At 66.9% G+C, this 23,634-nt stretch carries 13 protein-coding genes and 1 tRNA gene; 7 read left to right on the top strand and 7 right to left on the bottom strand.

The genetic code is table 11. The features are described 5' to 3' along the window. Window positions 1-7: 7 nt before the first annotated feature. Window positions 8-1,279, top strand: coding sequence for a UDP-N-acetylglucosamine 1-carboxyvinyltransferase (murA, locus tag HUA74_RS05090; protein WP_141646541.1), 1,272 nt, complete (start codon window positions 8-10; stop codon window positions 1,277-1,279). A gap of 149 nt (window positions 1,280-1,428) precedes the next feature. Continuing rightward, window positions 1,429-1,818 (top strand): zf-TFIIB domain-containing protein, encoded by a 390-nt coding sequence (locus HUA74_RS05085; protein WP_141646542.1) that lies wholly within the window; start codon window positions 1,429-1,431, stop codon window positions 1,816-1,818. A 27-nt stretch (window positions 1,819-1,845) separates the two neighbouring features. Here the strand turns inward: HUA74_RS05085 and HUA74_RS05080 are convergent, their stop codons facing one another. Beyond that, the gene (locus tag HUA74_RS05080) at window positions 1,846-2,685 is read right to left on the bottom strand and encodes a hypothetical protein (protein WP_174453588.1); all 840 of its coding nucleotides are present in this window, start codon (window positions 2,683-2,685) and stop codon (window positions 1,846-1,848) included. 175 nt (window positions 2,686-2,860) lie between these two features. On the opposite strand from HUA74_RS05080, the gene HUA74_RS05075 reads away from it, so the two are divergent. The 3 genes from HUA74_RS05075 to HUA74_RS05065 all read left to right on the top strand — a co-directional run bounded on the left by HUA74_RS05075 (window position 2,861) and on the right by HUA74_RS05065 (window position 9,854). Beyond that, complete coding sequence (locus tag HUA74_RS05075; RefSeq protein ID WP_174453690.1) at window positions 2,861-4,816, top strand: ABC transporter substrate-binding protein; 1,956 nt, start codon at window positions 2,861-2,863, stop codon at window positions 4,814-4,816. Window positions 4,817-5,085: 269 nt separating this feature from the next. Beyond that, window positions 5,086-8,532 carry an ELWxxDGT repeat protein gene (locus tag HUA74_RS05070; protein ID WP_174453587.1) on the top strand — a complete coding sequence of 1,149 codons (3,447 nt, stop codon included), beginning with the start codon at window positions 5,086-5,088 and terminating at the stop codon, window positions 8,530-8,532. Between the two features lie 434 nt (window positions 8,533-8,966). Beyond that, window positions 8,967-9,854: an HNH endonuclease gene (locus HUA74_RS05065; protein ID WP_174453586.1), complete on the top strand. Its 888-nt coding sequence runs from the start codon at window positions 8,967-8,969 to the stop codon at window positions 9,852-9,854. 113 nt (window positions 9,855-9,967) lie between these two features. Here the strand turns inward: HUA74_RS05065 and HUA74_RS05060 are convergent, their stop codons facing one another. From HUA74_RS05060 to HUA74_RS05040, 5 genes are all read right to left on the bottom strand, one after another. Further along, window positions 9,968-10,870, bottom strand: coding sequence for a hypothetical protein (locus HUA74_RS05060; protein ID WP_141646550.1), 903 nt, complete (start codon window positions 10,868-10,870; stop codon window positions 9,968-9,970). A 40-nt stretch (window positions 10,871-10,910) separates the two neighbouring features. Beyond that, a complete protein-coding gene (locus HUA74_RS05055; RefSeq protein ID WP_141646551.1) occupies window positions 10,911-11,777 on the bottom strand; it encodes a DUF6345 domain-containing protein in 867 nt (288 codons plus the stop codon). Between the two features lie 179 nt (window positions 11,778-11,956). Next, a complete protein-coding gene (locus tag HUA74_RS05050) occupies window positions 11,957-12,799 on the bottom strand; it encodes a hypothetical protein (RefSeq protein ID WP_141646552.1) in 843 nt (280 codons plus the stop codon). Window positions 12,800-12,952: 153 nt separating this feature from the next. Continuing rightward, window positions 12,953-15,073 (bottom strand): P-loop NTPase fold protein, encoded by a 2,121-nt coding sequence (locus HUA74_RS05045; protein ID WP_174453585.1) that lies wholly within the window; start codon window positions 15,071-15,073, stop codon window positions 12,953-12,955. A gap of 289 nt (window positions 15,074-15,362) precedes the next feature. Next, window positions 15,363-15,435, bottom strand: a tRNA-Gly gene (locus HUA74_RS05040). A 732-nt stretch (window positions 15,436-16,167) separates the two neighbouring features. On the opposite strand from HUA74_RS05040, the gene HUA74_RS05035 reads away from it, so the two are divergent. After that, a complete protein-coding gene (locus HUA74_RS05035) occupies window positions 16,168-18,249 on the top strand; it encodes a M36 family metallopeptidase (RefSeq protein ID WP_174453584.1) in 2,082 nt (693 codons plus the stop codon). A gap of 152 nt (window positions 18,250-18,401) precedes the next feature. Next, the gene (locus HUA74_RS05030) at window positions 18,402-19,865 is read left to right on the top strand and encodes a cytochrome-c peroxidase (protein ID WP_174453583.1); all 1,464 of its coding nucleotides are present in this window, start codon (window positions 18,402-18,404) and stop codon (window positions 19,863-19,865) included. 101 nt (window positions 19,866-19,966) lie between these two features. On the opposite strand, the gene HUA74_RS05025 is transcribed toward HUA74_RS05030, so the two are convergent. Next, complete coding sequence (locus tag HUA74_RS05025; RefSeq protein WP_174453582.1) at window positions 19,967-23,554, bottom strand: chitobiase/beta-hexosaminidase C-terminal domain-containing protein; 3,588 nt, start codon at window positions 23,552-23,554, stop codon at window positions 19,967-19,969. Window positions 23,555-23,634 lie beyond the last annotated feature (80 nt).

The raw sequence follows: 23,634 nt of genomic DNA, 5'->3' as shown, positions 1-23,634 counted from the left end.
AAACAGCATGGACAAGATTGTGATGAAGGGCGGCGCCGAGCTGCACGGCGAGGTCGTCGTCTCGGGCGCGAAGAACGCGGCGCTGCCCATCCTCGCCTCCGCGCTGCTGGCGGATGGCACCTCCACCTTCCGCAACGTGCCGGACCTGGCTGACGTGGTCACCATGCTCAAGGTGCTGCGCACCATGGGCTGCGACGCGGAGCGGCTCACCGGCCGGAAGAAGGACGTGTGCGAGGTGGGCGTCAACGGGGCCATCACCCCGGAGGCCCCCTACGATTTGGTGAAGACGATGCGCGCCAGCGTGCTGGTGCTGGGCCCGCTCGTCGCGCGCTTCGGTCGCGCCCGGGTGTCCATGCCCGGCGGGTGCGCCATCGGCGCGCGCCCCATCGACCAGCACCTCAAGGGCCTCAAGGCCCTGGGCGCGGACATCACCCTGACGGAAGGCTACGTGGAGGCCCGGGCGAAGCAGCTCAAGGGCGGCACCGTCAACTTCGACGTCATCACCGTCACCGGCACGGAGAACGTGCTGATGGCGGCCGTGCTGGCCAAGGGCCGCACCGTGATGGAGAACTGCGCGCGCGAGCCCGAAATCGAGGAGCTGGCCCGGGTGCTCAACAAGATGGGCGCCCGGATTGAAGGCGCCGGGACGTCCATCATCACCATCGAAGGCGTGGAGGGCCTCACGCCCGTGGACCACGCCATCCTCCCGGACCGCATCGAAGCGGGCACCCTGCTGGTGGCCGCGGCCATCTCCGGTGGCAACGTCCTGGTGAAACACGCCGTCCCCGAACACCTGGACGCCGTCATCGACAAGCTGCGCGAGGCCGGGTGCACCCTCACCGCCGAGGCCGGGGGCCTGCGCTGCAAGGCCCCTCGCACCCTCAACTCGGTGAACATCACCACCACCGAACATCCTGGGTTTCCCACCGACATGCAGGCGCAGCTCATGGCGCTGATGTGTGTGAGCCATGGGACATCCGTCATCAGCGAAAACATCTTCGAGAACCGCTTCATGCACGTTCCGGAGCTGCACCGACTGGGGGCGGACATCACTGTTCAGGGGCACACGGCGGTGGTGAAGGGCGTGAAGACCCTCAGTGGCGCCCCCGTCATGGCGACAGACCTGCGGGCGAGCGCTTCGCTCATCCTGGCGGGCCTGCGCGCCGAGGGGCGTACGGACGTCAGCCGCGTCTACCACCTGGACCGCGGCTACGAGCGCCTGGAGCGCAAGCTGCGTGCCCTGGGGGCGGACATCCGGCGCGTGAAAGCGAAGGCCTGAGGGACCGAGGGACACGGGGCCGAACGACCCCAGAAGGCGCGTTGCCAACAGAAGCGGCAACCTGGGTTGCATCCCAAAATTCGCACGACCTATCATTCTCCGAACCACTGGGGACGTGTGTCCCCCATTGAAGGAGATTGACCCGCGCCATGGATTGCCCCAGCTGCAACGTCGAGATGGTTGATCTCGAGGGGGATGACCAGACGTTGCGAAGGTGTGGAGATTGCGGCGGACTGTGGATTGACGTCGCGGACCTGAACCGGGTCCTCCTCCACAACAACCTCCCCGGGCTGGAGAGCCAGGGCGGCAAGGTAGATGCACAGGCATTGACCGGTCAGTGCCCTGAATGTCTGGTCGATCTGGTCCGCGTGGATGGCGGCGACCGCCAGCATCCCCTGCACTACGACACCTGCGAATCCTGCGGTGGCATCTTCCTGGAGTCGGAGTTCGAGGACGCCACCGATGTGAAGGTCGCCGTCGAGGAGATCATCGCGTTCTTCCGCCACTTTGGTGGCAAGAAGAAGGCGGCCTCCCTCTAGACGGCCCACCGGGCAGTCGCAGCCGGTTCAGGGTTGGCCGCGGAAGGCGCGGCCCCACTCCTCGGCCACCGCGCCGTCGAGTTCCAGTGTGGCTCCAGCCGAGGTGGCCCCTTCCGGGGCGGCCTTCTGGAGGCGCGCCGTCACCTTTCCGCGCTTGGGCACCTCCAGCGTGAGTCGAGAACCCGACAGGGCATAGGTGCCCGTCACGGCGCTCGGCTCACCGCCCTCCAGCGGCTCGTGGGCGAAGCGGTACGTCCCGTCGACGTAGAACGAGAGGAAGCGGTCCGGGGCGCCGTCCAGGCCGCTGAACCACGTCCCCAACAGGGGCGCCAGGCGCGAGTCGTAGCGCAGGCGCGGCGCGAGCCACGTCCCGTTGAGCGCCTTGCCCCCTGAGTAGAAGATCAAATCGGTGACGCAGACAGGGGCGGCCTCGCCGGAACCCGGGAAGCGCTCCGCCACCTCGAGCGTGAAGCGGTTGCCCCTCAGGGACGGGCTGATGGGGACGACCTGCAGGCCGCGCTTGTCCTCCACCTTGAGGCTCTTGGCGGAGTCCACGCTGGTGAGGGTGAGCTTCTTCGCGCGGGCGTGGGCCTTGTACGAGGCCTTGTCCGTCCCATCACCGGTGTAGACGCGCACCTCGTCGATGGTGACGACGTCCTTGAAGCCGATGGTGACGGGGGCCGGGGTGGCGCCCGTGGCGCACCAGGCCGTGGAGTCGCGACCGTCGAGCAGGTGGAGGGGCGAGTAACGCTCGGGCTGGCGCTCGCGCTCCAGGTAGTCGGCGGCCTGGGCATACCCCGGCGGGGCGTTGGACGCGGCGGGGGCGGCGGACGCGAGCAGCAACAAGGCGAGGGGGAGGCGGCTCATGCGCCCATCTTTGATCGCACCGTGAGGGTGGCTCCAGTCCCCGACCGGGAAGGCCGTCTGGAGGGGCCCGGGGTGGGCCTTTCGTCACGGATGAAAGCACGGGCCCGGGTGTTGGGGTGCTTGACACCCGGACGCCGCGGGGAAGTGATGCGGCCCGATGCGGAGAGAAAACGTGATGCGACGCTGGGGGTGGGTCTGTGTGCTGGCCGCGACGCTGGTCGCCTGCAAGGACGACAAGCCGAGCGAGGTGCCCGACGCGGGGCCCGTGGAGACGGGGCCATCCGCCCTCACGGAGCAGGAGCCCAACGAGCGGCCCGAGCAGGCCCTGACGATTACGCGGGACAGCACGGTGACGGCGGACCTGGCGGCCCAGCCGAACAAGGCGGACGAGGACTGGTATCGGCTCGCGCCCCCTGCCCCCCGCGTGGCGGACGTCACCGTGTCCGGGTTGCCCGGCGGAGACATCACCCTGGAGGTCTATGACCGGGACCGCAACCGGTTGGCCTCCATCAACAGCGAGGGCGACGGCAAGCCGGAGCGCTTCCCCAACCTCTACGTGGACGGCGAACGCTGGGTGCGCGTGGCGCCCGCGCGCAAGGGCGTGGGCGGGGCCTACACGCTCAGCGTGAAGATGCGCGCCGCGAATGACGGCGAGGAGCACGAGCCCAACGACAGGGCGGTGGACGCGATTGCGCTCCCCCTGGGCCAGACGGTGACGGCGTTCCTGGGCCACGCGGGCGACGAGGACTGGTACCGGGTGGAGCTGCCGGAGACCGCCGCGCCCACGAGCGCGCCCGCGGCGAACGACGCGGACTCGGGTGCCGAGGGCACGGTGCCCCCCGGAGCCTCGGCTCCAGGGAACGTGCCCCCCCAGGGAGCAACGCCTCCTCCGAGCCCGGTGCCTGGCTCCGAGAGCGGCGCGGCCACGGGGACGCCCGAGGAAGGTGCGGCTCCTCTGGACACGCCCCCCTCCCCCACGGGCACGTTCGGTGGAGGTGAGCCCGCCGCCGCGCCGACTCCGGAGACGGCCGTGGCACAAATCACGGATGCGGGGGTGGCGGCGCCTCCGCCCGAGCCTCCCTCGGTGGCGCTGAAGATCGACCTGTCCGCGGTGGAGGGCGTGCGGCCGGAAATCTCGGTGCTGTCCGCGGCCGAGGCGCCGCTGTTCTCGCTGCGTGGCAAGGAGGGCGAGGCCCTGTCGCTGCGCAACATCGGGGTGCGTGCGACGGACCGGGTCGTCTACGTGGTGGTGAAGGGCGGCTGGACGGGGGCGGGCAAGGAAGCGCGCCGCACGTTCAATGCGAGCACGCCGTACACGCTCACCGTGACGCAGGAGGAGGCCGGAGCGAACGCGGAGCTGGAGCCCAATGACGAGTTGCACAAGGCCACGCCGCTGACGGCGGGGGGGTACCGCGAGGGGTTCCTGGCGCCCAAGGGAGACGTGGACCACTTCGTGCTGCGCACGACGGAGCCGGTGCTGGCGAAGGTGGAGCTGTCCGGCGTGGAGCGACTGGACCTGGTGCTGTCCATGGTGGAGCCAGCCCAGGGTGATGGGCAGTCGGAGACGGTGCTCCTGCGCGCCAATGACGGCGCGCTCAAGGAGCCCGAGCGCCTCAACAACGTCTCGTGCACCGGCGCCTGCTACTTCCGCGTGGAGGGCGCGTCGCGCAAGGTGGAGGGCAAGTGGGTGAAGGACTTCGAGAACGCGGAGCAGCCCTACCGCATCAGCGTCTCCACGGTGCCGGACAACGGTGGCGAGGAGCGCGAGCCGAACAACACGGTGGACCGCGCGCAGGAGCTCGCGCTCGGCAAGGCGGTGCGCGGCACGGTGTTCCCGGTGAAGGACTCGGACTACTACCGCGTGGACCTGTCGGACCGTCCGGTGCGCACGCCGCTGAGGGCGACGCTCTTGGGCATCCTCAAGGTCGACGTGGGCCTGTACCTGCATCGCGTGCAGCCGGATGGGAAGTTGTCGCTCGTGCAGACAGCGGACCGCGCCAAGGGAGACCAGCCGGAGAGCATCCGGTACAGCGCGGAGCCCGGCGTCTACATCTTCGAGGTGCGTGACGCGAAGAACCGCGAGGCCAACTTCCAGGACTCGTACCAGCTCACCGTCGAAGAGGGCGAGTAGCCGAGGCGGAGGGCTACGCGCGGCCCAGGGCCGACGGCGAGAACACCTCCCCGTGGAGGGGGCGGGTTCTTCCATGACAACCGATGGTGCGCCCTGGGCTTGAAGTACGAGGCCCCCTTGGGTCGTCTCCGCCAACTTCATGATGGCAGACGTCTGGGATTACTCCTTCTCGCACGGGGAGCGGTGAGAGCCGAGGACTCGGCGTCATGTTCGACGCGATGAAGAGCCGAGGACTCGTCACGCGCGCGTCAATTCATGAAGATGCGCGCATGAGACCGAATGGAGCGCTGTGGGGTGCGCTGTGGGTGTTGGCGGGGAGTTGTAGTCCGGTGATGTCGGAGGGCGGGGTGCCGGTCGAGCGCAACTCACCCGTTCTGGAATCACGGCTGCAATCACGTCCGGACTCCTGGCCAGCGTATCCGGTGAGAGATATTGGCGAAGTGCCCCTGGAGTTCCAGGAGCGTCGCGCCATGCCTTGGACGTATACGTATCCCGCGTACGCCACGGAGGTGATGCTCTTCGCGGCGGCCCGCTCTCCCTACGGAAAAGAGCTTTGGGTCAGCGACGGAAGCCGGGAAGGGACCCGCGTGATGAAGGACATCGCGGTCGGCCCTGACAGCGCCTACTTGGGCGACATGACAGTCCTGGGAAGGAACCTGCTCTTCCTCGCGGGGGACGGACCTTATTTCTCAGGAGGAATCGCCTCGGACATGGCCTTGTGGAAGACAGATGGCACGGCGGCGGGCACCGTCAAGGTGAGGGAGCTGCTGACTGGAGAGGAGTACGGAAGCTCGGCGGTGTTCCCGGGCTTCGGTTTCAACGACCAGGCGCTCCTCGTGGTGAATCGCTCTCAAGGGCAGGGCGAGCTCTGGGCCACTGATGGAACGCCCGGGGGGAGTCACCTGCTGACAGACTCCTCGGGGAGCGCGAACAGGGTGAGCTTCGGCAGCGGCTCGTTCGAGCTCGCGGGCGTGAGGTACGTCACCGCCTCTCAGGCCGGCGTGCCGCGCCGCCGTTTGTGGCGGACCGATTTCACTCCCGCCGGCACCGCCTTGGCCCTCCATGGCGAGACGCCCTATGGCATGCAGGCGTTCCTGCCTCTCGGACAGTACGCCTACATGTTCGCGTCGGATCCCACCCGCGGCCACGAACTCTGGCGAACGGATGGAACGGATACGGGAACGACGCTCGTGAAGGACATCAACCCGGGCCCTCTCAATGGCATCCCCAACTGGCAATACACCGGCATGCCCGCCAGCAGCTCCATGGTGCGAATCGACGGCACCCTCTACTTCACGGGTGTCGATCAGGAAGAGAATGTAGAGCTCTGGAAGAGTGACGGGACGGAAGCAGGGACCGTGCTCGTTAAGGATATCTGCCCGGGCACCACGGGGTCCTATCTCCACTCGTTCCGGAACATGAATGGCATTCTCTACTTCGTGGCGACCTCGGGCTATACGACGATTCCAGGCCCCACCGAAGACGACCCCACCACCACGCTCTGGGACACGGAGCTGTGGCGCAGCGACGGCACGACGGCGGGAACGTACCGGGTGAAGGATATCAACCCAGGCCCGAGACGCGGCGTGGTCAGCGGCCTCTGGGTCGTGGATCTCCGCCTCTACTTCCAGGGACAGACGCCCGAGCATGGTGTCGAGCTGTGGACGAGCGACGGAACCGAGGAAGGGACCTTCATGGTGAAGGACGTCGCACCCGGCCCGCTCGACTCGATGGCCGAGATCGCGGGTTGGGATGACGGGCGCATCTATTTCTACGCCGACGTGGATGGGAACAACCGCACCTACTCGGGCACCTGGCTTTGGGTGACGGACGGGACGCCGGGTGGCGCGGTCCCCGTGAAGCATGTCACCGCGGCCTCCACTCCATCGCATCCGCAGCACCTGACCGATGTGGATGGCACCCTCGTGTTCTGGGCACAGGAAGGCACGCTCGACACGTTCCGACTCTGGAAGAGCCAGGGCGCACGCAGTGGGACGGTGCGAATCTCCGACCTGGATCCGGGCGGAAAGGTCACCTCCGAGCAGCGTTTCGCGCTGACGGCGTTCCGCGGCCGCGTGTACTTCACGGCCCGGGACGGCGCGGCCTGGACCATCTGGTCCTCGGGCCTCACGCCGGGAAGCCAGACGCGGGTGACAGGGGGCGAGCTCGTCGGCTCGCCCGTGGCCCTGGGCGAGTGGCTGTACTTCCTCGCGAGCGCCGATGGCGCCGTGGCGCTCTGGCGGGTCGGTGCGGCGGGAACAGGCGCCGAGCGTGTCGCCGAGTTGGGAACCGCCAGCGGTAAGCGCTTCGGTCCGCTGGGGACTTTCGGCGGCTCGCTCTTCTTCGGCGTGGGCTCGGGCCTTCAGTCCACGCTGTGGAAGAGTGACGGGACGCCCGTGGGGACGGGGCCACTCGAGGTCCTCCATCCGCTGGGCGACATGCCCGCGTTCTCTTTCGTCGAATCGAACGGGTCGCTCTATTTCCTGGCCTCGTCGACGACGGCCAACGTCCGCGGCCTCTGGAGAAGCGATGGAACAGCGGAAGGGACAGCGCCCGTCACCTCCTTCAACACGTCGTCGGATATCACCCGCCCTGCCCTGTCGCTCATCGGCGGACGCCTCGTGGCCCACGTCGAGGGGCGCATCTGGGCGAGCGATGGCACGGCGGCGGGCACGGTCGCCATCAGCCCTTCCGGCCTCACCCTGTCGGGAGAACGCCCCGTGGTGGCTGGCACCCTCGCCTACTTCACCGCGAAGGATGACACCACCGGCTGGGAGCTGTGGAAGACGGACGGCACCGTGGCGGGAACGACCCTGGTGATGGATGTCCAGCCAGGCCCCACGGGCTCCAATCCCGAGCAACTGCGAGCCTTGGGGAACCGGCTCGTGTTCTCCGCCTGGGATGGCGTGTCGGGCTTCGAGCCCTGGACGACGGATGGGACGCTGGCCGGGACTCACAGGCTCGCGGATGTGCAGCCCGGGGACCCAGGTTCGACGCCACGGTCCTTCATGCCCGCCGGCGACCACCTCTACTTCACCGCCGACCTGGATGAGCGAGGACGTGAGCTGTGGGCCGTGGGCCCCGAGCACTTCGACACGGTCCCCCCTTCCATCACCTGCCCGGCGGACGTGGTGGTGGACGCGGGAGGCCGAGCCATGCGCTATGTCGAATTCGGCATGGCGGAGGCATGGGATGACGTCTCCGAGGTCGAGGTGACCTCGTTGCCCCGCTCCGTCACCCGGTTCACCGTGGGGACGACGCCCGTGGTGTTCACCGCCCGGGACGGCGCGGGCAATACCGCGACCTGTGAGATGCGGGTGACGGTGCTCGGCCCTCCCTCGTCCGAGGATGGAGGCACCACGCTTCCCGACGCGGGAGCGCACACGCCCGACTCCGGTCCGGAGGCAACGGACGCAGGAGAGGAGCCTTCCGACGCCGGTACAGTGTCCCCGGACGCGGGTGACGGATTTCCGGATTCGGGGGCTGTGTCCTCCGACGCGGGTGACGGAGTCCCGGATGCAGGGGCCGTGTCCCCCGATGCGGGCCCAGGTGGGGCTGATGCGGGACACGAACCGGACATCACGCGCGACGAGCCGAAGGGCGGTGGATGCTCCACGAGCCCGACGGGCCTCTCGCTGCTCTGGGGCTTGCTGTTCCTGATGGGAGGCCCCCTGCGACATCGCCGGGCCGCGCGCGGCCACGACGCCCCGCACTAGCCTCATCGACCCACCACTCCGACGGGCGCCTCGCACGGGCGCCCGTCTCAAGGACCACGGGACTTGAACCCGTGGGCAGGGCGATAGGAAGCCTCCAGCAGGACGCGGTGTTACCCGCTATCGCCGTTAGCTCACGTCGGTTCTTGTGCCGCCCCATCCCGTCTCGCCCCGTCTTGTCCCGTTCTCAGCCCCGCTGTAGGGGCAACACTGGGGCACTTGCGGCCTTCCCTCTTATGGGCCCTCGCATCCTGGCGCCCTCACCTTCAACGTGAGGTCTGTGTCACGTCGAGAGATGACCTGCCCCGCTCAATCCTCTCAAGGCCCCGCCGTACGGCGTTCGCCGGACGAATACGAACTGTCGTCGATAGGTGGCCAGCGTGCATTCCCCCGGACATGGCTCTAACCTGGTGCCGGACCAGCACGGGCATGGAGTCATGACGAAGGCCGCCTTCACCACCTCGGAGAGCTCGGCGTACGACGACCAGCCGGAGGTGCGCTACCACTTCCCGAAGACGTACCTGAACGAGGTGAAGGCCGCCGTCGGTGACTTCATCGTCTATTACGAGCCGCGCCGCACCGAGGGCGCCAGCAGCCGGACCGGTCGCCAGTCATACTTCGCCGTCGCCCGAGTGCTTCGAATCGAAGAGGACCCGGCAAAGGCGGGCCACTACTACGCCCATATCGACTCCTTCCTCGAGTTCGAACACGCAGTGCCGTTCAGCGAGGGGGCGCACTACTACGAAGCCAGGCTGAAGAAGGCGGATGGCAGCACCAACAAGGGTGCCTTCGGCCGCTCCGTCCGCCCCCTGAGCGACGACGAGTTCGAGGCCATCCTCCACGCGGGCTTCATGCGCGAGCTGGCCGCCTGGGAGCGCACGCCCACCGGTGTCGAGGAGCCACCGCCCGTCTACGCCGAGCGCCCCATCATCGAGCAGGTCATTCACCGCCCCTTCCGCGAGGCCTCCTTCCGGCGCCGCGTCCGCCAAGCCTACTCTGAGACATGCGCCGTCTCGGGGCTGCGCCTCATCAACGGCGGCGGTCGCCCCGAGGTCCAGGCCGCCCACATCCAGCCCGTGGCAGACCAGGGGCCGGACTCCGTGCGCAACGGCCTCGCGCTGACGGGCACGGCCCACTGGCTCTTCGACCGGGGGCTGCTCTCCGTCGGCGAGGACTACCGCATCCTCCTCGCGCGCAGCGGCGTACCCGAGGACGTGGGCCGGCTCATCCACTCGAACCGACAGCTGCGGCTCCCCCGGCGCGAGGAGTGGCGGCCCCACCCCAGCTACCTGAAGTGGCACCGCGAGCACGTCTTCAAGGGGTAGCCAGAGGCCCGACCGTGCCTGCCCGCGGGCTCGCACCCGCAGGCGGGCGACGACTCCTTCTCGATGTCTCTCGGCATCCCTGACCGGAGGCGGCGGTGTCGGGAAGCGCGCGACTACGGGACCGCGTTCACATCCACGTCAATCACACGCGGTTCCTCGGTGTGCGTCTCCGTGGCGACGGAGGCCAGCGCGGCGCCCACCTGGAGCGTCAGCGCCCAGCTCCCATCGGTGAGCCGGTTCGGCACGTACTTCCAGAAAAGCCTCACACGGCCCGTCGTCAGCTCCTCGGCCACGAGAGCCTCGGTGGCCTTCCGCTCGATTTCGGCCGTGCTCAGCCGGGTCCGCAGGAGGTGGCCTTCACGGGCCAGCGCGGGCCAGGAGATGAGTGCTCGCTGGAAGCTGCCATCCACGCCGTGCGTCACCACCGCGCGGTGGCCCTGCACACGGATGCCATTGATGGCGCGCAGCACGAACGTCTTGTGCCGGTGGAGCTCCGCGGGCTCGTAGGTGCCCACGTCCTCGCTCTGGAGGAAGGACGCCACCTGGCGGACGTCTCCCACTTCCGTGGTGGGAATGCCCCACCGCTGCAGCCGGGCCAGGGCGTTGCGCTGCAAGACAGCGGGCTCCAGCCTCGTCGCGGGCCCGCTCTCCACCTTGTTCAGCACCAGGGCACGGCCCGAGGCACCATCCCGCTCGAGCTTCCAGTTCGCGGACTCCAGTTCAAGACGAGTGCCCAGCTCGCTCGCCACGGTGAAGGGCTCCGTCGTGCCAATCAGCCCCCGCTGGAGAATCGCGTCGTTGAAGGCGTTGGCCGGCAGCAACTGGGTGGGCAGGCCACCGGACGGAGGCGTCGCGATGCCGGAGGTGTCGAATTCAAAGCTGACGGCGGTCGCTGCCCTTGCGACCTGCGCGGACTGAGTGTCGGGGCGCTCCTCCGCCAGGGGTGTCACGCTGTCGCAGCCCAGCATCGCGGTGAGAGGAAGGACGGCCAGGTATCGGATGATTTGGGTCTTCATGGTTTCGGTGTCCAAGGGAAGGTGTGGAAGAACGATGCGTTCAGGGCAGCTTGCGACCGTTGTCCGGGTTGCAGCCGCTCACGTAGAAGTAGGTGGAGCCCGTCTTGCTGCCGGTGTTCTTGCGGTCTCTCCACCCGCCCGCCTCGTACATGCTCTTGCGCTTCGCCTTGGTGTCGCCGAAGACGATGGACACGGGGCAGTCGTCATAGATGAGCCCCCAGTCGTAGGCCTCATCAATCCAGTTCTCGCCCACGCCATCCATCATCGAGTTCGCCGTGTAGTCCTCCAGGTAGCCCTTCACGAAGTTGCCGCACGAGGAGTCTCCGTGAAAGGCATTCCAGACACTGAAGCCGCTGGTGGCCGTCACGAGCTGCTGGCGGTAGCCCCCCTTCTCCCAGACCTCGATGTTGCCGGACTGGCACGCCTTGATGACGGCGATGTCCAACTTCCCGTTCCCCAACCGCATGTGCTCATTCGTTCGCGCCGAGCACGAAGGGTCATTGCTGCCCATGACGAGTGAGCTGCGCGGCGTCGACACACTGTGGCTGCCGTGCGTGTGGACGAAGAGGACATCCGCGTCGTCCACGCCGGCGTTGATGGCGGCGTCGTTGGACTCACCCACCGCGCCCTTGGCCGGGTCCGTCCAGAGGTCCCGCGCCGCGTTGGAGTTGTTGTGCGTGCGCACGTCCGACCAGAGGCCGAGGCTCCTGAGCCAGTTGAAGTAATTCGCGAACGTCGCCGCCGTCTGGGTGTGGACGGAGTGCGACGAGCCCGAGCACTGCGAGGCTCCGCCGAAGTTGGCGATGCCGTAGACGTGAGTCTCATTCGCCAGCGCCGCCGCCGGCAGGAGCAGGGCTCCCGCGAGCGCGCTGCTCAGCCACTGCTTGGTTTGCGTCCGGAGTTTCATGGTCCAGGTCCCCCTAGAAGTCGGTGTGCCGGAATGGCACGCCATGGCCGGGAGGGAGCGTGCCGAGCTCCCTGTTTTCAGCCTCGGACCCAGAACGAAGGCATTTTGAAATCTTCCCGGGCGCCCCGACGAATACGTGAAGATTCCGCTGCGGGCGCCCTCCGCTGCGACCACGGCGCCTACTGGTGGTCTCGATAGCGCTCGATGGGAAACGGGAACCGCAGCTCCGTCAGCAACTCACGCGTGACCGCGCCAATTCCGACCCCTGCCAGACTGCCTGGCGTGTAGTGCCCCGAGTCATTGTCCCAGTAGACCAGGAAGCCGTCGGCGAACCTGGCCGTGCCGGCGAAGAGCACCGGTTTCTCGGACTTCGTCGGCCTGTTGCTCGGCTTGTCCTTCGTGGAGATGGCCGAGTGCCCCTCCGCGTGGTTCGGATTCGCCACCGTGCCGCCCATGACGGCCTCTGGACTGCTCTTCACGGCTCTCTTCCAGAGATACGACAGCGGGACGACGAACGGATAATCGCCGTCCGCTTTCACCCTTTTATCCTGACCGTCCCAGACCCAGAACCGACGCTCCTCTGTCTGTATCATCTCGGTGACATCCACCTCCTCCGCCACGATTCGCGCAGGGGACGCGAGCTCCCGGGTCTGAAGCAGATTGATCATACAGGGGTAGATAGGGATGCCGTTCTGGATGAACGTGCAGATCGCGACCAGGTCTCGCACCAGGCTCACATTCTGCTTCGACAGCCCACTCGAGACCTTGAACGCCTGCGTATTCGTGACGGTATTCAGGAGGCCACCAAAGGTCTCCAGTAGCTTCTTCTGCTGCGCTTCCGAGTACGGAACCCCGTCGTTGAGTCCGATGCGATTCTTCGCCTTGAGCGCCATGCCTCTGAGGCTGTCGGGGGAGAATCTGGCGTCACCCACCCTTTCGGGAGGCTGAGGGGCATCCAGTTGCGCCTTGATCTCGCGGATCGCGATGAGCATCCCATCTTGCAAAGCCCCATTGATGTCCATGACACCTCTCCCTTTATCGAAATCCCTGACACTCAAAGAACCGTAGACGTCGACATGGACCGTGGCACGTCGCTGGGCGCACATCCAGGTGCCAAACGCCGTGTCCCCAGCGAGCACGGCGGAATCTCCGCCACCCTGGGCCCTCGATGGCATTCAGAGTTGCTTCAAGCTGAAAGCGGCCCAGACGATTCGTTCAGGGACTACCTCGAAGAGCTCATTCTCCGACAGGAATCCGGGCGCTCTCGTGGAGGTCAGCTCAGTGACGATGTCATCCAGGGCGCTTCGGAGTGACTCCGGGAGAATCTCCCGCAGACTCGAGAGGAGCAAACGGCTGGTTTCATTGTCTCGATTCTGTTTCGACGTATCCGCGGGAACACAGATGGCGAGGAGGTCTGGCAGGGTCCAGGCGCTTGGAGGGGTGGCGATATTCTCTTCCAGCCAGCGCTGGACGTCCTCACGGCATCCCAGTTCACTCCAGCAGAACAGCACGCCCATGGACCAGTCGGCCACCTCGAGCGGGACCGCCAGCAACCGTGCGAGCCGTTGGGGAGCATAGGCGCACAGCGCGGGATTGATGACCTCCTCCAGCCCCGTGGACTGGCCTTGCTCGGACGCAAGCGCGCCGGGCGTTGCCCTTTGTGCGTGATGGTGCCAGGCGGAGTACAGGAGGTAGTCCCTGTCATCGGCTGGGGCGAGGTCCGCGAGCAATGTTCGCGCGGACTCGCGGTCCAACTTCGCCAGAAGAGAGGCTCCCAGCAGATACCGTTGCGCCCCCTTCTTCATCCGATGCGGTGGCATGGATTGAATCCTGGCACTGACGAGCGCCAACAAGCGTGCGCAGTTCCCCGATGAGAGCCCATCCACGTGCTGAAGGAGACGGGAAATCGTCAGGTCGAAGTCCGCGTCAAGGTGCTCCTTGATCGCCGCCATCGCGTCCGCGTTCCGAGGCGTACCCAGGTTGCTGGCATGCGTTCGGAGCTTCTCGTCCGAGAATGCCTCCGGGGGGATGCCGAAGTAGAAGTAGCGGTCGAAACACTCCCTGCTCGCGATGCGCCGGGTTGCGGCGGCGTGGCGCTCGACGATGCTCGTATCGAGGCCGATGACCTGCGGGAAGAGGTGAGCAAGGACGCGACCGACCTCGACCGATTCTCTCGGCTCGCACAGCCGGTGTCCGACGAGAAAGGTCGCCGCGTCGGGTGTCGCGGTGGCGGAGTACGTGTGCTCGAACAGCTCCTCCTTGAGGTGATAGAGCCCGCGAACGACCAAGGGATGGTAGGTCCGTAGATAGGTCGCGCCGATGAAGTCGGCGAAGTCGACTTCCCCGGTGACCAGCGGCAGGTAGGAGCGAAGCTGCGCGAAGAATCGCTTGATGCTGCGAGGCTCCGTCAGCCTGCGAAGGACCTGACTGTCGAACAGGCGCTTCACGCGATCCGTGGCCTCGGCGCTCATCCGGGGCGGAGCCAGGGCGCGCAGGGACTCGTCAATCATCGTCCGGGCCTGCCGTTGGTGGACGATGGGAAGGTCGAGCCGGACCTGGACGATCTTCTCCAGGTAGGCCAGCGCGCGCTCCGCATTGCCGCGCGCCAGCTCGGTCTCCTGGAGCACCGAGAGAAGGGTGGCCTCGTCATAGGCGAGCAGGTAGCAGATGTTCGGAAGCCGCCCGAGCAGTCGGATGAGCTTGAACACCATCAGAAGCTCACTCGGCATGAGGCGGTCGACATCGTCGAGCACCACCAGCGTCGGACGCGCCCGCTCACGGAGCGCCGTCTCAAGCCGAGCACGCAGCTCCGTGACGGAGCGCTGGGGAGCCATCAGCTTCGCCGCGCTCTCTGCGAGCTTGCCGGGATTGATGCCAATCCACTCCATCAGCGGCGAGTCGGTCACCGCGCCGCCGAACGAGAGCAACTTGCTGGCGTACGACTGAAACGTCTCAAAGGCCGTCTGGTTCTCGAAGTCGTACAACACCTTCGCAATCTCATCGAAGAAGGCGAAGGCGAGTGTCTGGACGCCGGAGAACTCCCAGGGATTGAAGTGAACGATGGTCCACGGGCTCTTGGGTGCCTGGAGTTGCTTCGTGACGACGCTCAGCACGGAGGACTTGCCACTGCCCCAGGGCCCCATCAGGGCCAGCACGGAGCTGGACTGTTCCGACTGGACCCGCGAGAGGACCTGGACCACCTGTCGTGCGAACTGCGTTCGCGCCAACAAGTCTTCACTTTCACTCTCGATGGGGTCGTCGGAGAAGTGTCGCGGTGGAGAGGGGCGCTCGGACATGAGGCGCATCGTCCGCCGCGACCGCGCCCCATTCAACGACATGCCGAGTGGGTCCGGGAAAAGGCAGGCCTTCCCAACCCCTCGCTGCGCTCCCAGTGAGGCCGAGCCAGGCAGGCCGCCCACCAGCGCCGCGCCATGCCGCCGGCCTCATCTCGGGTCCGTTGAGTCCTCACCACTTCGTGGGCAAAGCCGCGGTTCGCGCCCCCGCAACAACAAGGCGGCCCGATGCCCGGAAACACGAAGGCCGGTAGTCCCGAGTTTCCTCAAGAACTACCGGCCTTTATGAGTGAGCGGCGGAAGGGATTCGAACCCTCGACCCCGAGCTTGGGAAGCTCGTGCTCTACCAACTGAGCTACCACCGCGAACCAACGGGCCGGATGTACCGCAGGCCCCAGCGAGCGTCAAGGACGTTGCCAGCGCCCTCCCCCACGACGTCCACGAGGCGTCGCCAGCGGGCCCGGCCAGGGACTCGGGGCTCCCAGGAGGACGTGACGAGCCCCTCCCCTGACCTGCCCCCCACCCGCACCCGCGGCATGACCGGGCCCAAGCCACCCGCCGGCTCGGAAGGCGAGGGAGCCCACGTCCCGCCCCCAGACGCAGGCAACGTCGCCGCATTCCGAGCGAACCCAATAACGCCATTCAGATACACATGAATCCAAACAACCAAGACAGCGCGACTCCAACGGAGCCCCCAAGTCTCATCCCGGAACGCCGTACCAGCGAGCCGAGAAGTTCGGCTCCGGCTGTTCATGCCAGCCAGGGTCCGCATGCACCCGTGAAACTGACACAGCCCGCCATGAACTCACTTCTGGCACCCGACTGGTAGGAATCACCCCAGACCCACCGGAATGAAACGCCTCTCATCCCAGAGAAAGTCTCGCTCGCGGCGCCCCCCACTCCGAGCCTCCAGAAGCCCTCCTCTGGAGGTCATCCCGCACCCGCGCACAGGGGTCCGCGCCGCCCTATCACAACTACATTTAAATCATATTTTTCGTATATTTCGGATCATTTGCATTATACGGAGAATACGTGTTTCCTCGCACGCCCAGTACCGCCCCGCAACGGGCGGCTGACCCGCAGCGCAGGAGCACGACATGTCCGTAGGTGCATACCGAAGGCGGCTGTTCCAGGCGGTGGTTTTCACGGCGACCCTCACGGGGTCCACGGCGCTGGCAGTGGCGCCGGAGTCTCACGAAGGCGAGCGGAACTTCGATGCCCGCGCCGCCTACAATGCGCAGGCGCGGTTCGGCTTCTCGACGGCCCAGAAGGCGCACGTCGCGGCGCTGCGCCAGAGCATCCCGGATCTGCTGGTGGAAGTGGACGAGACGAACGGCCTGGTCCGCTCGCTCACCAACCCCGTGGGCGCGCTCTCCGGCCCCAGCAGCGGTGACCCGATGGCCATCGCGCTGGACTTCGTCCAGAAGCACCACGAGGCGCTCGGCCTGGGGCTCCATGACCTGGCGAACCTCGAAGTCACGGACCGCGTCTTCTCGGAGGTCAGCGGCGCCACGCACCTGCACCTGCGCCAGACGTTCAAGGGCCTGCCCGTCTACAACGCGCAGCTGCAGATCAACATCGGCAAGGACGGCAGCGTCCTGGGCGTCCACAGCGACTTCCTGCCCTCCATCGAGAACGCCATCGCGGGCGTGGAGCCGCGCCTGAGCGCGGGCGAGGCCGTCGCGGGCCTGGCCCGGCACCTGGGCGTCAGCCTGCCGACCGCCCCCCGCTCGCTGAAGGCCGAGTCCGGCGTGAAGCGCCGCACGGGCGTGGAAGTGGACGGCCTGTCGCGCGAGCCCATCGTCGCGGAGCTGGCCGTGCTGCCCATGCGCCGTGGCGAGGCGCGGCTGGTGTGGCACTTCCAGGTCTACACCCTGGACTCGCAGCACGACTACGACGTGACGGTGGACGCCGGCACGGGCGAGGTGTTGACGCGCTTTGACTGGGTGGCCGCGGATTCCTACAAGGTCTATCCGGTGCCCGTGGAGAGCCCCAATCACACCACGCCGCTGCCCCCCTCGGACGGCCGTGTGACGGTGTCCAACCCCGCCAACACCACGGCTTCACCCTACGGCTGGCATGACACCAACGGGGTCGCTGGCGCGGAGTACACGACGACGCGCGGCAACAACGTCCACGCGTACGAGGACCGCGACGCCAACAACGCCCCGCCCGCGACCCAGCCGGACTGCGGCGCGGCGCTCAACTGCGTCTTCACGATCAACCTCGCGGGCGCCCCGTCCACGTACATCTCGGCGGCCGTCACCAACCTGTTCTACTGGAACAACATCATCCACGACGTGCAGTACCAGTACGGCTTCAACGAAGTGGCCGGCAACTTCCAGCAGAACAACTACGGCCGCGGCGGCGCGGGCAACGACTACGTCCAGGCCGAGGCGCAGGACGGCGGCGGCACCAACAACGCCAACTTCTCCACGCCCGCGGACGGCAGCCGCCCGCGCATGCAGATGTACGTCTGGACGGCGCCGACCCCGGACAAGGACGGCGACCTGGACAGCGGCATCATCGTCCACGAGTTCGGCCATGGCATCTCCAACCGCCTCGTCGGTGGCCCCAGCAACGTGTCGTGCCTCAGCAACCGTCAGCAGCCGGGCGAGGGCATCAGCGACTTCCTCTCGCTGTTCTACACGGCGCGCGTCGGCGACACGGCGAACAAGGTTCGCGGCGTGGGCACCTACGCGCTGAACCAGCCCACCACCGGCAACGGCATCCGCACGCAGCCGTACACGCTGAACTCCACGCTCAACACCTGGACGTACGCGAGCATCAACGGCATGGCCGTTCCGCACGGCGTGGGGTCCGTCTTCGCCCAGGCGATGTGGGAGGCCTACTGGGCCCTGGTGACGCAGTGGGGCTTCGACGCCAACCTGTACAACGCCAATGGCAACGCCGGTAACCAGCGCATGATGCTGTACTTCACGGAGGGCCTGAAGCGCACGGCCTGCAGCCCCACCTTCACCCAGGTGCGTGACGGCATCATCAACGCGGCCACCACCCTGCACGGTGGCGAGGACGTGTGCCGGCTGTGGAAGGCGTTCGCCGCCTACGGCCTGGGCTTCAACGCGGTCTCCGGAGGCTCGACCAGCACCACGCCGACCAACGGCTTCACGCTGCCCTCCACCTGCCCCGCGGCCCTCGACGGCGAGACGCGCCTGTAATTCCTGACACACCGACGCACCGGACCGGGGGTTTCCTCTCACGAGGGGCCCCCGGTTTGTTCTTGTGCGCGGCGACGGACGACAACAACCGGGTGACACTTGCGAACGTCACCGGTGTTTCGTGGGAAGCCCCACACCCCGGAGACATTCCCATGGTTCCCACGCGTTTTGTCGCGTGTCTCGCCGGTGCCTTCGCACTCGGCGGACTGACGCATTGCACCCCGGCGGCCCCGGAGCAGGACGAAGTCGACGGCGAGGTGAATCCCATCTCCCAGACGGCCGAGGCCCAGGCCGCCCTGCACCACGACCCCCGCGGAAGGAAGCTGTTCAGCGAGGCCTTCCCGAACACCAACGGGCGCTCCTGCGCCACCTGCCATGTGTTCGAGGACAGCACGGCCCTGCGGCCCGAGAACGTCCAGGCCCGTCTCGCCTCGAATCCAACGGACCCGCTGTTCAACCGCATCGATGCGGATGACCCGAACGCGGCGGTCCCCACGTACGAACATCTGAAGAGAGGGCTTGTCCGCGTCGTCCTTCCCCTGCCCGCCAACATGGACGTCATCGACGCCCAGGGACACATCGTCACCCCCACCGACCGGAAGATTGCCGTCTGGCGAGGCGTGCCGAGCATCCAGGACATCGCCATCTCCGGCCCCTTCTTCCAACTGGACGGCCGCGAGTCGAACCTGGAGGACCAGGCCCAGGCCGCCATCACCAGCCACAGCGAGGGAGCCGCCGTGCCGCGCTCCCAGCTGCGCCAGGTGGCGGACTTCCAACGCGGAGAGTTCACGTCGGCCCGCGCGCGGTTCGTCGCCGACTTGAGCAACGCGGGGGTTCCGCTCGCTCGGATTCCCCTCCCCGAGGACTTCATGTGGCTCACGCCCGAGGAGCGACGGGGGCGCGAGGTCTTCAAGGTCGGCTGCGAGCCCTGCCATGGCGGTGCGACGCTGAGCCGGATTTCAACCCCGGCGATGCGAGAGGTCGCCTCCCAGTTCCCGGTGACGAAGGCCGATGGCAACGTGTTGTTCACCCATGTCCCCGGCGTGGGGCCCGTGCCCGTTCAGGGCCAGCGCTCGACGCCAGACATCCTGAACATCGGGTTCTCGGGCTTCTCCTACCTGGGACAGATTGGCCAGTTCCCCATGCTGTACAACGCGAGCATCGAGCTGCCGCGCTACCGGTTCCGCTTCTATACGGACGGCACGCGCCAGCAGCAGGTGACGGACCTTCCGCCCAACCCCGTGACGGCCAGCGGAGAGCCGTATGACCCGATTCCGGCGGTGGACGAGAACGGAGCGCCCATCGTCGGGCCCAACCTCTTCCCTCAGTGGTTCTCCACGGACCCTGGCCGGGCGCTCGTCACCGGCAACCCCCTGGACTTCGAGGCCTTCGACATCCCCACGCTGCGCGGCGTCGCGCGAACGGCGCCCTACTATCACGACAACAGCCTCGAGAATCTCGAGGACGTCGTCGACATCTACAGCCAGTTCGTCCTGGCCTTCACGGCGCCCCTGAACCTGCCGCCCGTTCATCCGCCGGAGACTCCAGGCGGGCTCCCCGAGTCCCTCAGCCCCGCGCAGAAACAGGACCTGCTCCGCTTCCTCCAGCGACTCTGAAGTCCGGCCGCGACGCGGTGAACCCGGGCGAGGGGCGCGGCACGATGCGCGTGTGCCGCGTCCCCCGGCGTCGACGTGAGGTCAGGCCCTCGAATGCACCCTCAGCACGACGGCGTCAGTTGATAGACGCGCACGTCCAGGCTCTCGCCCACGTTGACCTGGCACTGATTGCCCGGACAGGAGACAGGGGCCAGGGAGGGGCTTGTGGACGTCGTCATGCCGACCCACTCCGAGACATTGAAGCCACAGCCGCTCCGGGCCAGCGGCATGTTCAGCGTAGGGAGGGGCCCCACGGTGTGCAACATCAGGGTGTTGTCGGAGGCCTCGACGACGGCGTCCACGCAGCTCCCACCGCTGGTGCAGGAGAAGACGTGGACCCCCGCGTCCCGTGCCACGTCTCGCAGCACCGACGTCGGCAGGCCGGGGACCGCGGCGAAGCCGACCTTGTAGCTCCCGGAGCCGTCCGAGACCCGCTTGACGGCGAAGGCCACCTCTCCGCTGTTCACATAGCGGGAGAGCATGCGGGAGTCGATGCAGTTCACTGCCGAGGCATTGGGACAGAGCACGCCCCCGGTGGCGCCCACGTCGATGCGGTATTGGAGCTCGAAGCTCCCCATCGACAGAGGGGCTCCCAGTCCATTGTCGGGGTACTCACGCCCATCGATGTACGAGGCGGCGGCGAAGGCCGACGTGGTGGCTCGCCGCGACACCGGCATCCCCAGGGCGCTCGAGACGTTGCTGTCCGCGGCGTTGCCGCTGCCGTCAATCACCCCGGGCGCGTAGAGGTAGAGGAGCGTGCGCCCGCTGCCCGCGAGCTTCTGCTGGATGATTTGCTTGTCGGACTCCGACAGCTTGTAGGCGTCCAGGAAGATGGCCAGCCGGAGGTTGGACGTATCGAGCGTCGCGAGGTCGGAGAGGAGGTAGTGCCGGGCTGGTGCTCCGACGCGGGAGAGCGCTTCAATCTGCCCCGTCATGCTGGCCGTCGTGAATGGGAAGGCCTTGGCGCCCCCCAGCCCGTCGAGCGGATAATGCGCCACGGACTGCTCATCCACGAAGACAGCGATCTGCGGCGAATACGCGCTCCCCGTGCTCACCACGGACGAGGCCACCGTACTGGTGTTCTTGAGGGTGTTCCAGAGCGAGGTCGTCTCCGCGGTCTGGTCCGGATTCCCGAACCAACCCCTGGCGGGCAGGTCGAAGTAGTAGAGCCCCATGCCATGGATGGCCGCCGTGAGGCCATCGCGCACCACCAGCCGATTGGTCTCCACGATGTTGGTGGCATGCCGCCAGTCGTCGACCTCCGCGAAGTGCGTCCGGCTGTCGTCCTCGAACTCGAAGTGCTTCCCGCTCTTGGTAATCGCCTCGATGGAGACCTGCGGCGAGAAGCCGAAGCCGAGCCGGCGTGAGAGTTCGTAGGAGAAGGGAGAGGCGAGGATGTCGATGTTCGGGTCGAGCAACAAGGTGGCGAGCCCGTGGTGGAAAGAGAACGCCCGGCGCGCAGTGAGGCCATAGGAATAGCCGTAGAAGATCTTGTTCAACGCCTTGCCGCCCGTCACCTGCTTCACCCGGGCCGCCAACCGGGAGATGGCGGCGACCAGGTTGTCCACCTCGGCGCGGGACGCCTGGACGGCCGCGGCCTTCGTGCTCCCCGCCAGGAAGATGCCGAAGTTCTCCGACATCCGATTCGTGAGGGTGGCGGCGGGACTGCCGGAGTCGTCTTGAAAGAAGAAACTCGACGTGTGGAGCGGCTCCCAAGGGAATTTCGCTGTCGGGTCCTTGCCCGTGACGTAGAGGGGCGAGAAGAAGAACTCTCCCCCAGAGAGGTAGGTGAAGGTCATTCCAATCACCCGCCCCCGGGTCTCCGGCTCGGCCTCCAGCAGGTTGGCGACCGTGCCGATCTCCACCTCCCGGGACAGAATCCACGATTCGTTGATGCGCTTGTAGGGCTTCCTGAACTTGCCGTCGACGGAAGCGTCGCAGAGGGCATTGGCGTTGAAGCGGGCCCCCTGGTTGTTGTAGAGCGCCATGTACGTCGGGGAGAGGAAGTCCTCTCCGTCCACGCAGGTAAAGGCGCTCTCCTCATAATCATAGAGGTCGAACCGGATGATGAGGTACGGGTCGAACCCCGGGTAGGCCTCCCGGACCTTCTTGAGCCGGGCGCCCAGTCGTTGGACCGCGGGCGTGCCCCGGTAGGCGATGGCGGCCACCTCGACGATGAAGCGAGTGCCAAAGGCCTGCGTCCTCGCCAGCTCGGCGAGCTGGGTGTCGATGATGGCATCCTCCGCCAGGCAGTCGTCCAGACGACACGACTGGAGGTTGAACGCGTGGTGCAGCGGGCTGAGCACCTGGCCGTTGACGGAGATGCGCTTGCCTCCGTTGACGGTGACGATGGTGGCGGCGGGGCCCGTCCAATTCGACGTCGAGAGCGTATAGGTGGCGCTGACCGGCGTGCTGCTGGTGAAGCCCGCGCGGCAGGCGATGGCGCGGACCGTCCTCGTCGTGTCCACGGTGAAGGGCGCCGTATACGTGAGCGAGGGGGCGCCACAGACGGGCGAGCTTCCATCCTGGGTGTAGTAGAGCGTCGCGCCAGGGGTCGTGGTCGTCAGCGTCACGCTCCGCGCGCTGCTGTAGATCCCTCCCGGTGGCGAGAACTGGGGCGGCGCGGCGACGAAGCTGTACTGGGCCGAAATAACGGAACTCTGCGTCATGCCGCTCTTGCAGGCGATGGCCTGGACGGTGGTCGCCGAGGAGAGCGCGAAGGGCGTGCCGTAGAGGTTCCCACCGCCACACGTCGGAGCCGAGCCATTGAGCGTGTAGTAGATGCTCGCCGAGCTGGTGCCGGAGGTCAGCGCCACGTTGATGGGGCTGGCATGGGTGCCTCCCGACGGGGACAGGACGGGAGCCTGCACCGTCGCGACGGTGGGCACTGTCGGCGTTCCGGCGACCTGGTCCGAGACATCCGTGCCGGACAACATGGCATACACATACAGGGGCTGACCCTGGAACTGGGCGAGGACCGAATCTGACAGGCGAATCTTGAAGCGGTGTCGGGCCAGCGTGGTGTTGCAAATGGAGCTCACCGCGGGCTCGGAAGCGATGTCCGCCAGCCCCCCGTAGAAGATGGTTCCCGTGGTCCAGGGCCCGCCCGCGTAGACGTTCAGCTCAACGGACTGGTTGATGCCATACGCGCAGGTCCATCCTTCCAGGTAATAGCCATCACTCCGCAAGTACACTCCCTCGACGGAGCCCTTGACCTGTCCATTGTAGGGGGCCGCGGGGATGGAGATGTTTCCCGAGCCCGGGACGAGGTTGTTGATGCCGTGGGCGGCCAGATGGGCATGCGCATAGAGCGGCTTCCCCGCGTGCTGCTTGAGCAGATACTGGGGGAGCTGGAACCGGAAGCGGTGCCGGTTGAGGGTGCTGCCACAGGCCGTGGACACCCCCGGCTCCGACAGCACATCCGCCCGGGTGCCGCCCAGCATCGTGCCCGTGGGCCACGGCGCTCCAGCGTACACGTCGACGTCGACCGACTCGGAGAACCCGTACGCACACGCCCACCCCTCCACGAAGTAGGTCGTGCCCCTCCAATACACGCCCTCGAGATTGCCTCTCACGTCATTGCTCGCCAGCACATCCATGGCGAGCAGGAAGAGTGTGACAGCGATGAGGCGCTGGATTGATCGACGCATGCGGGCCCTCCCGGCGTTTTGTCGATTTACGTGCTTTCCGGCTATTGACGCAAGTTGGGGAGGAAGTCCCCATGACAGGG

This window comes from Myxococcus sp. CA051A (genome assembly GCF_013336705.1).
Classification (GTDB): Bacteria; Myxococcota; Myxococcia; order Myxococcales; family Myxococcaceae; genus Myxococcus; species Myxococcus llanfairpwllgwyngyllgogerychwyrndrobwllllantysiliogogogochensis.
This window is presented reverse-complemented; position numbering and strand designations above follow the sequence as displayed.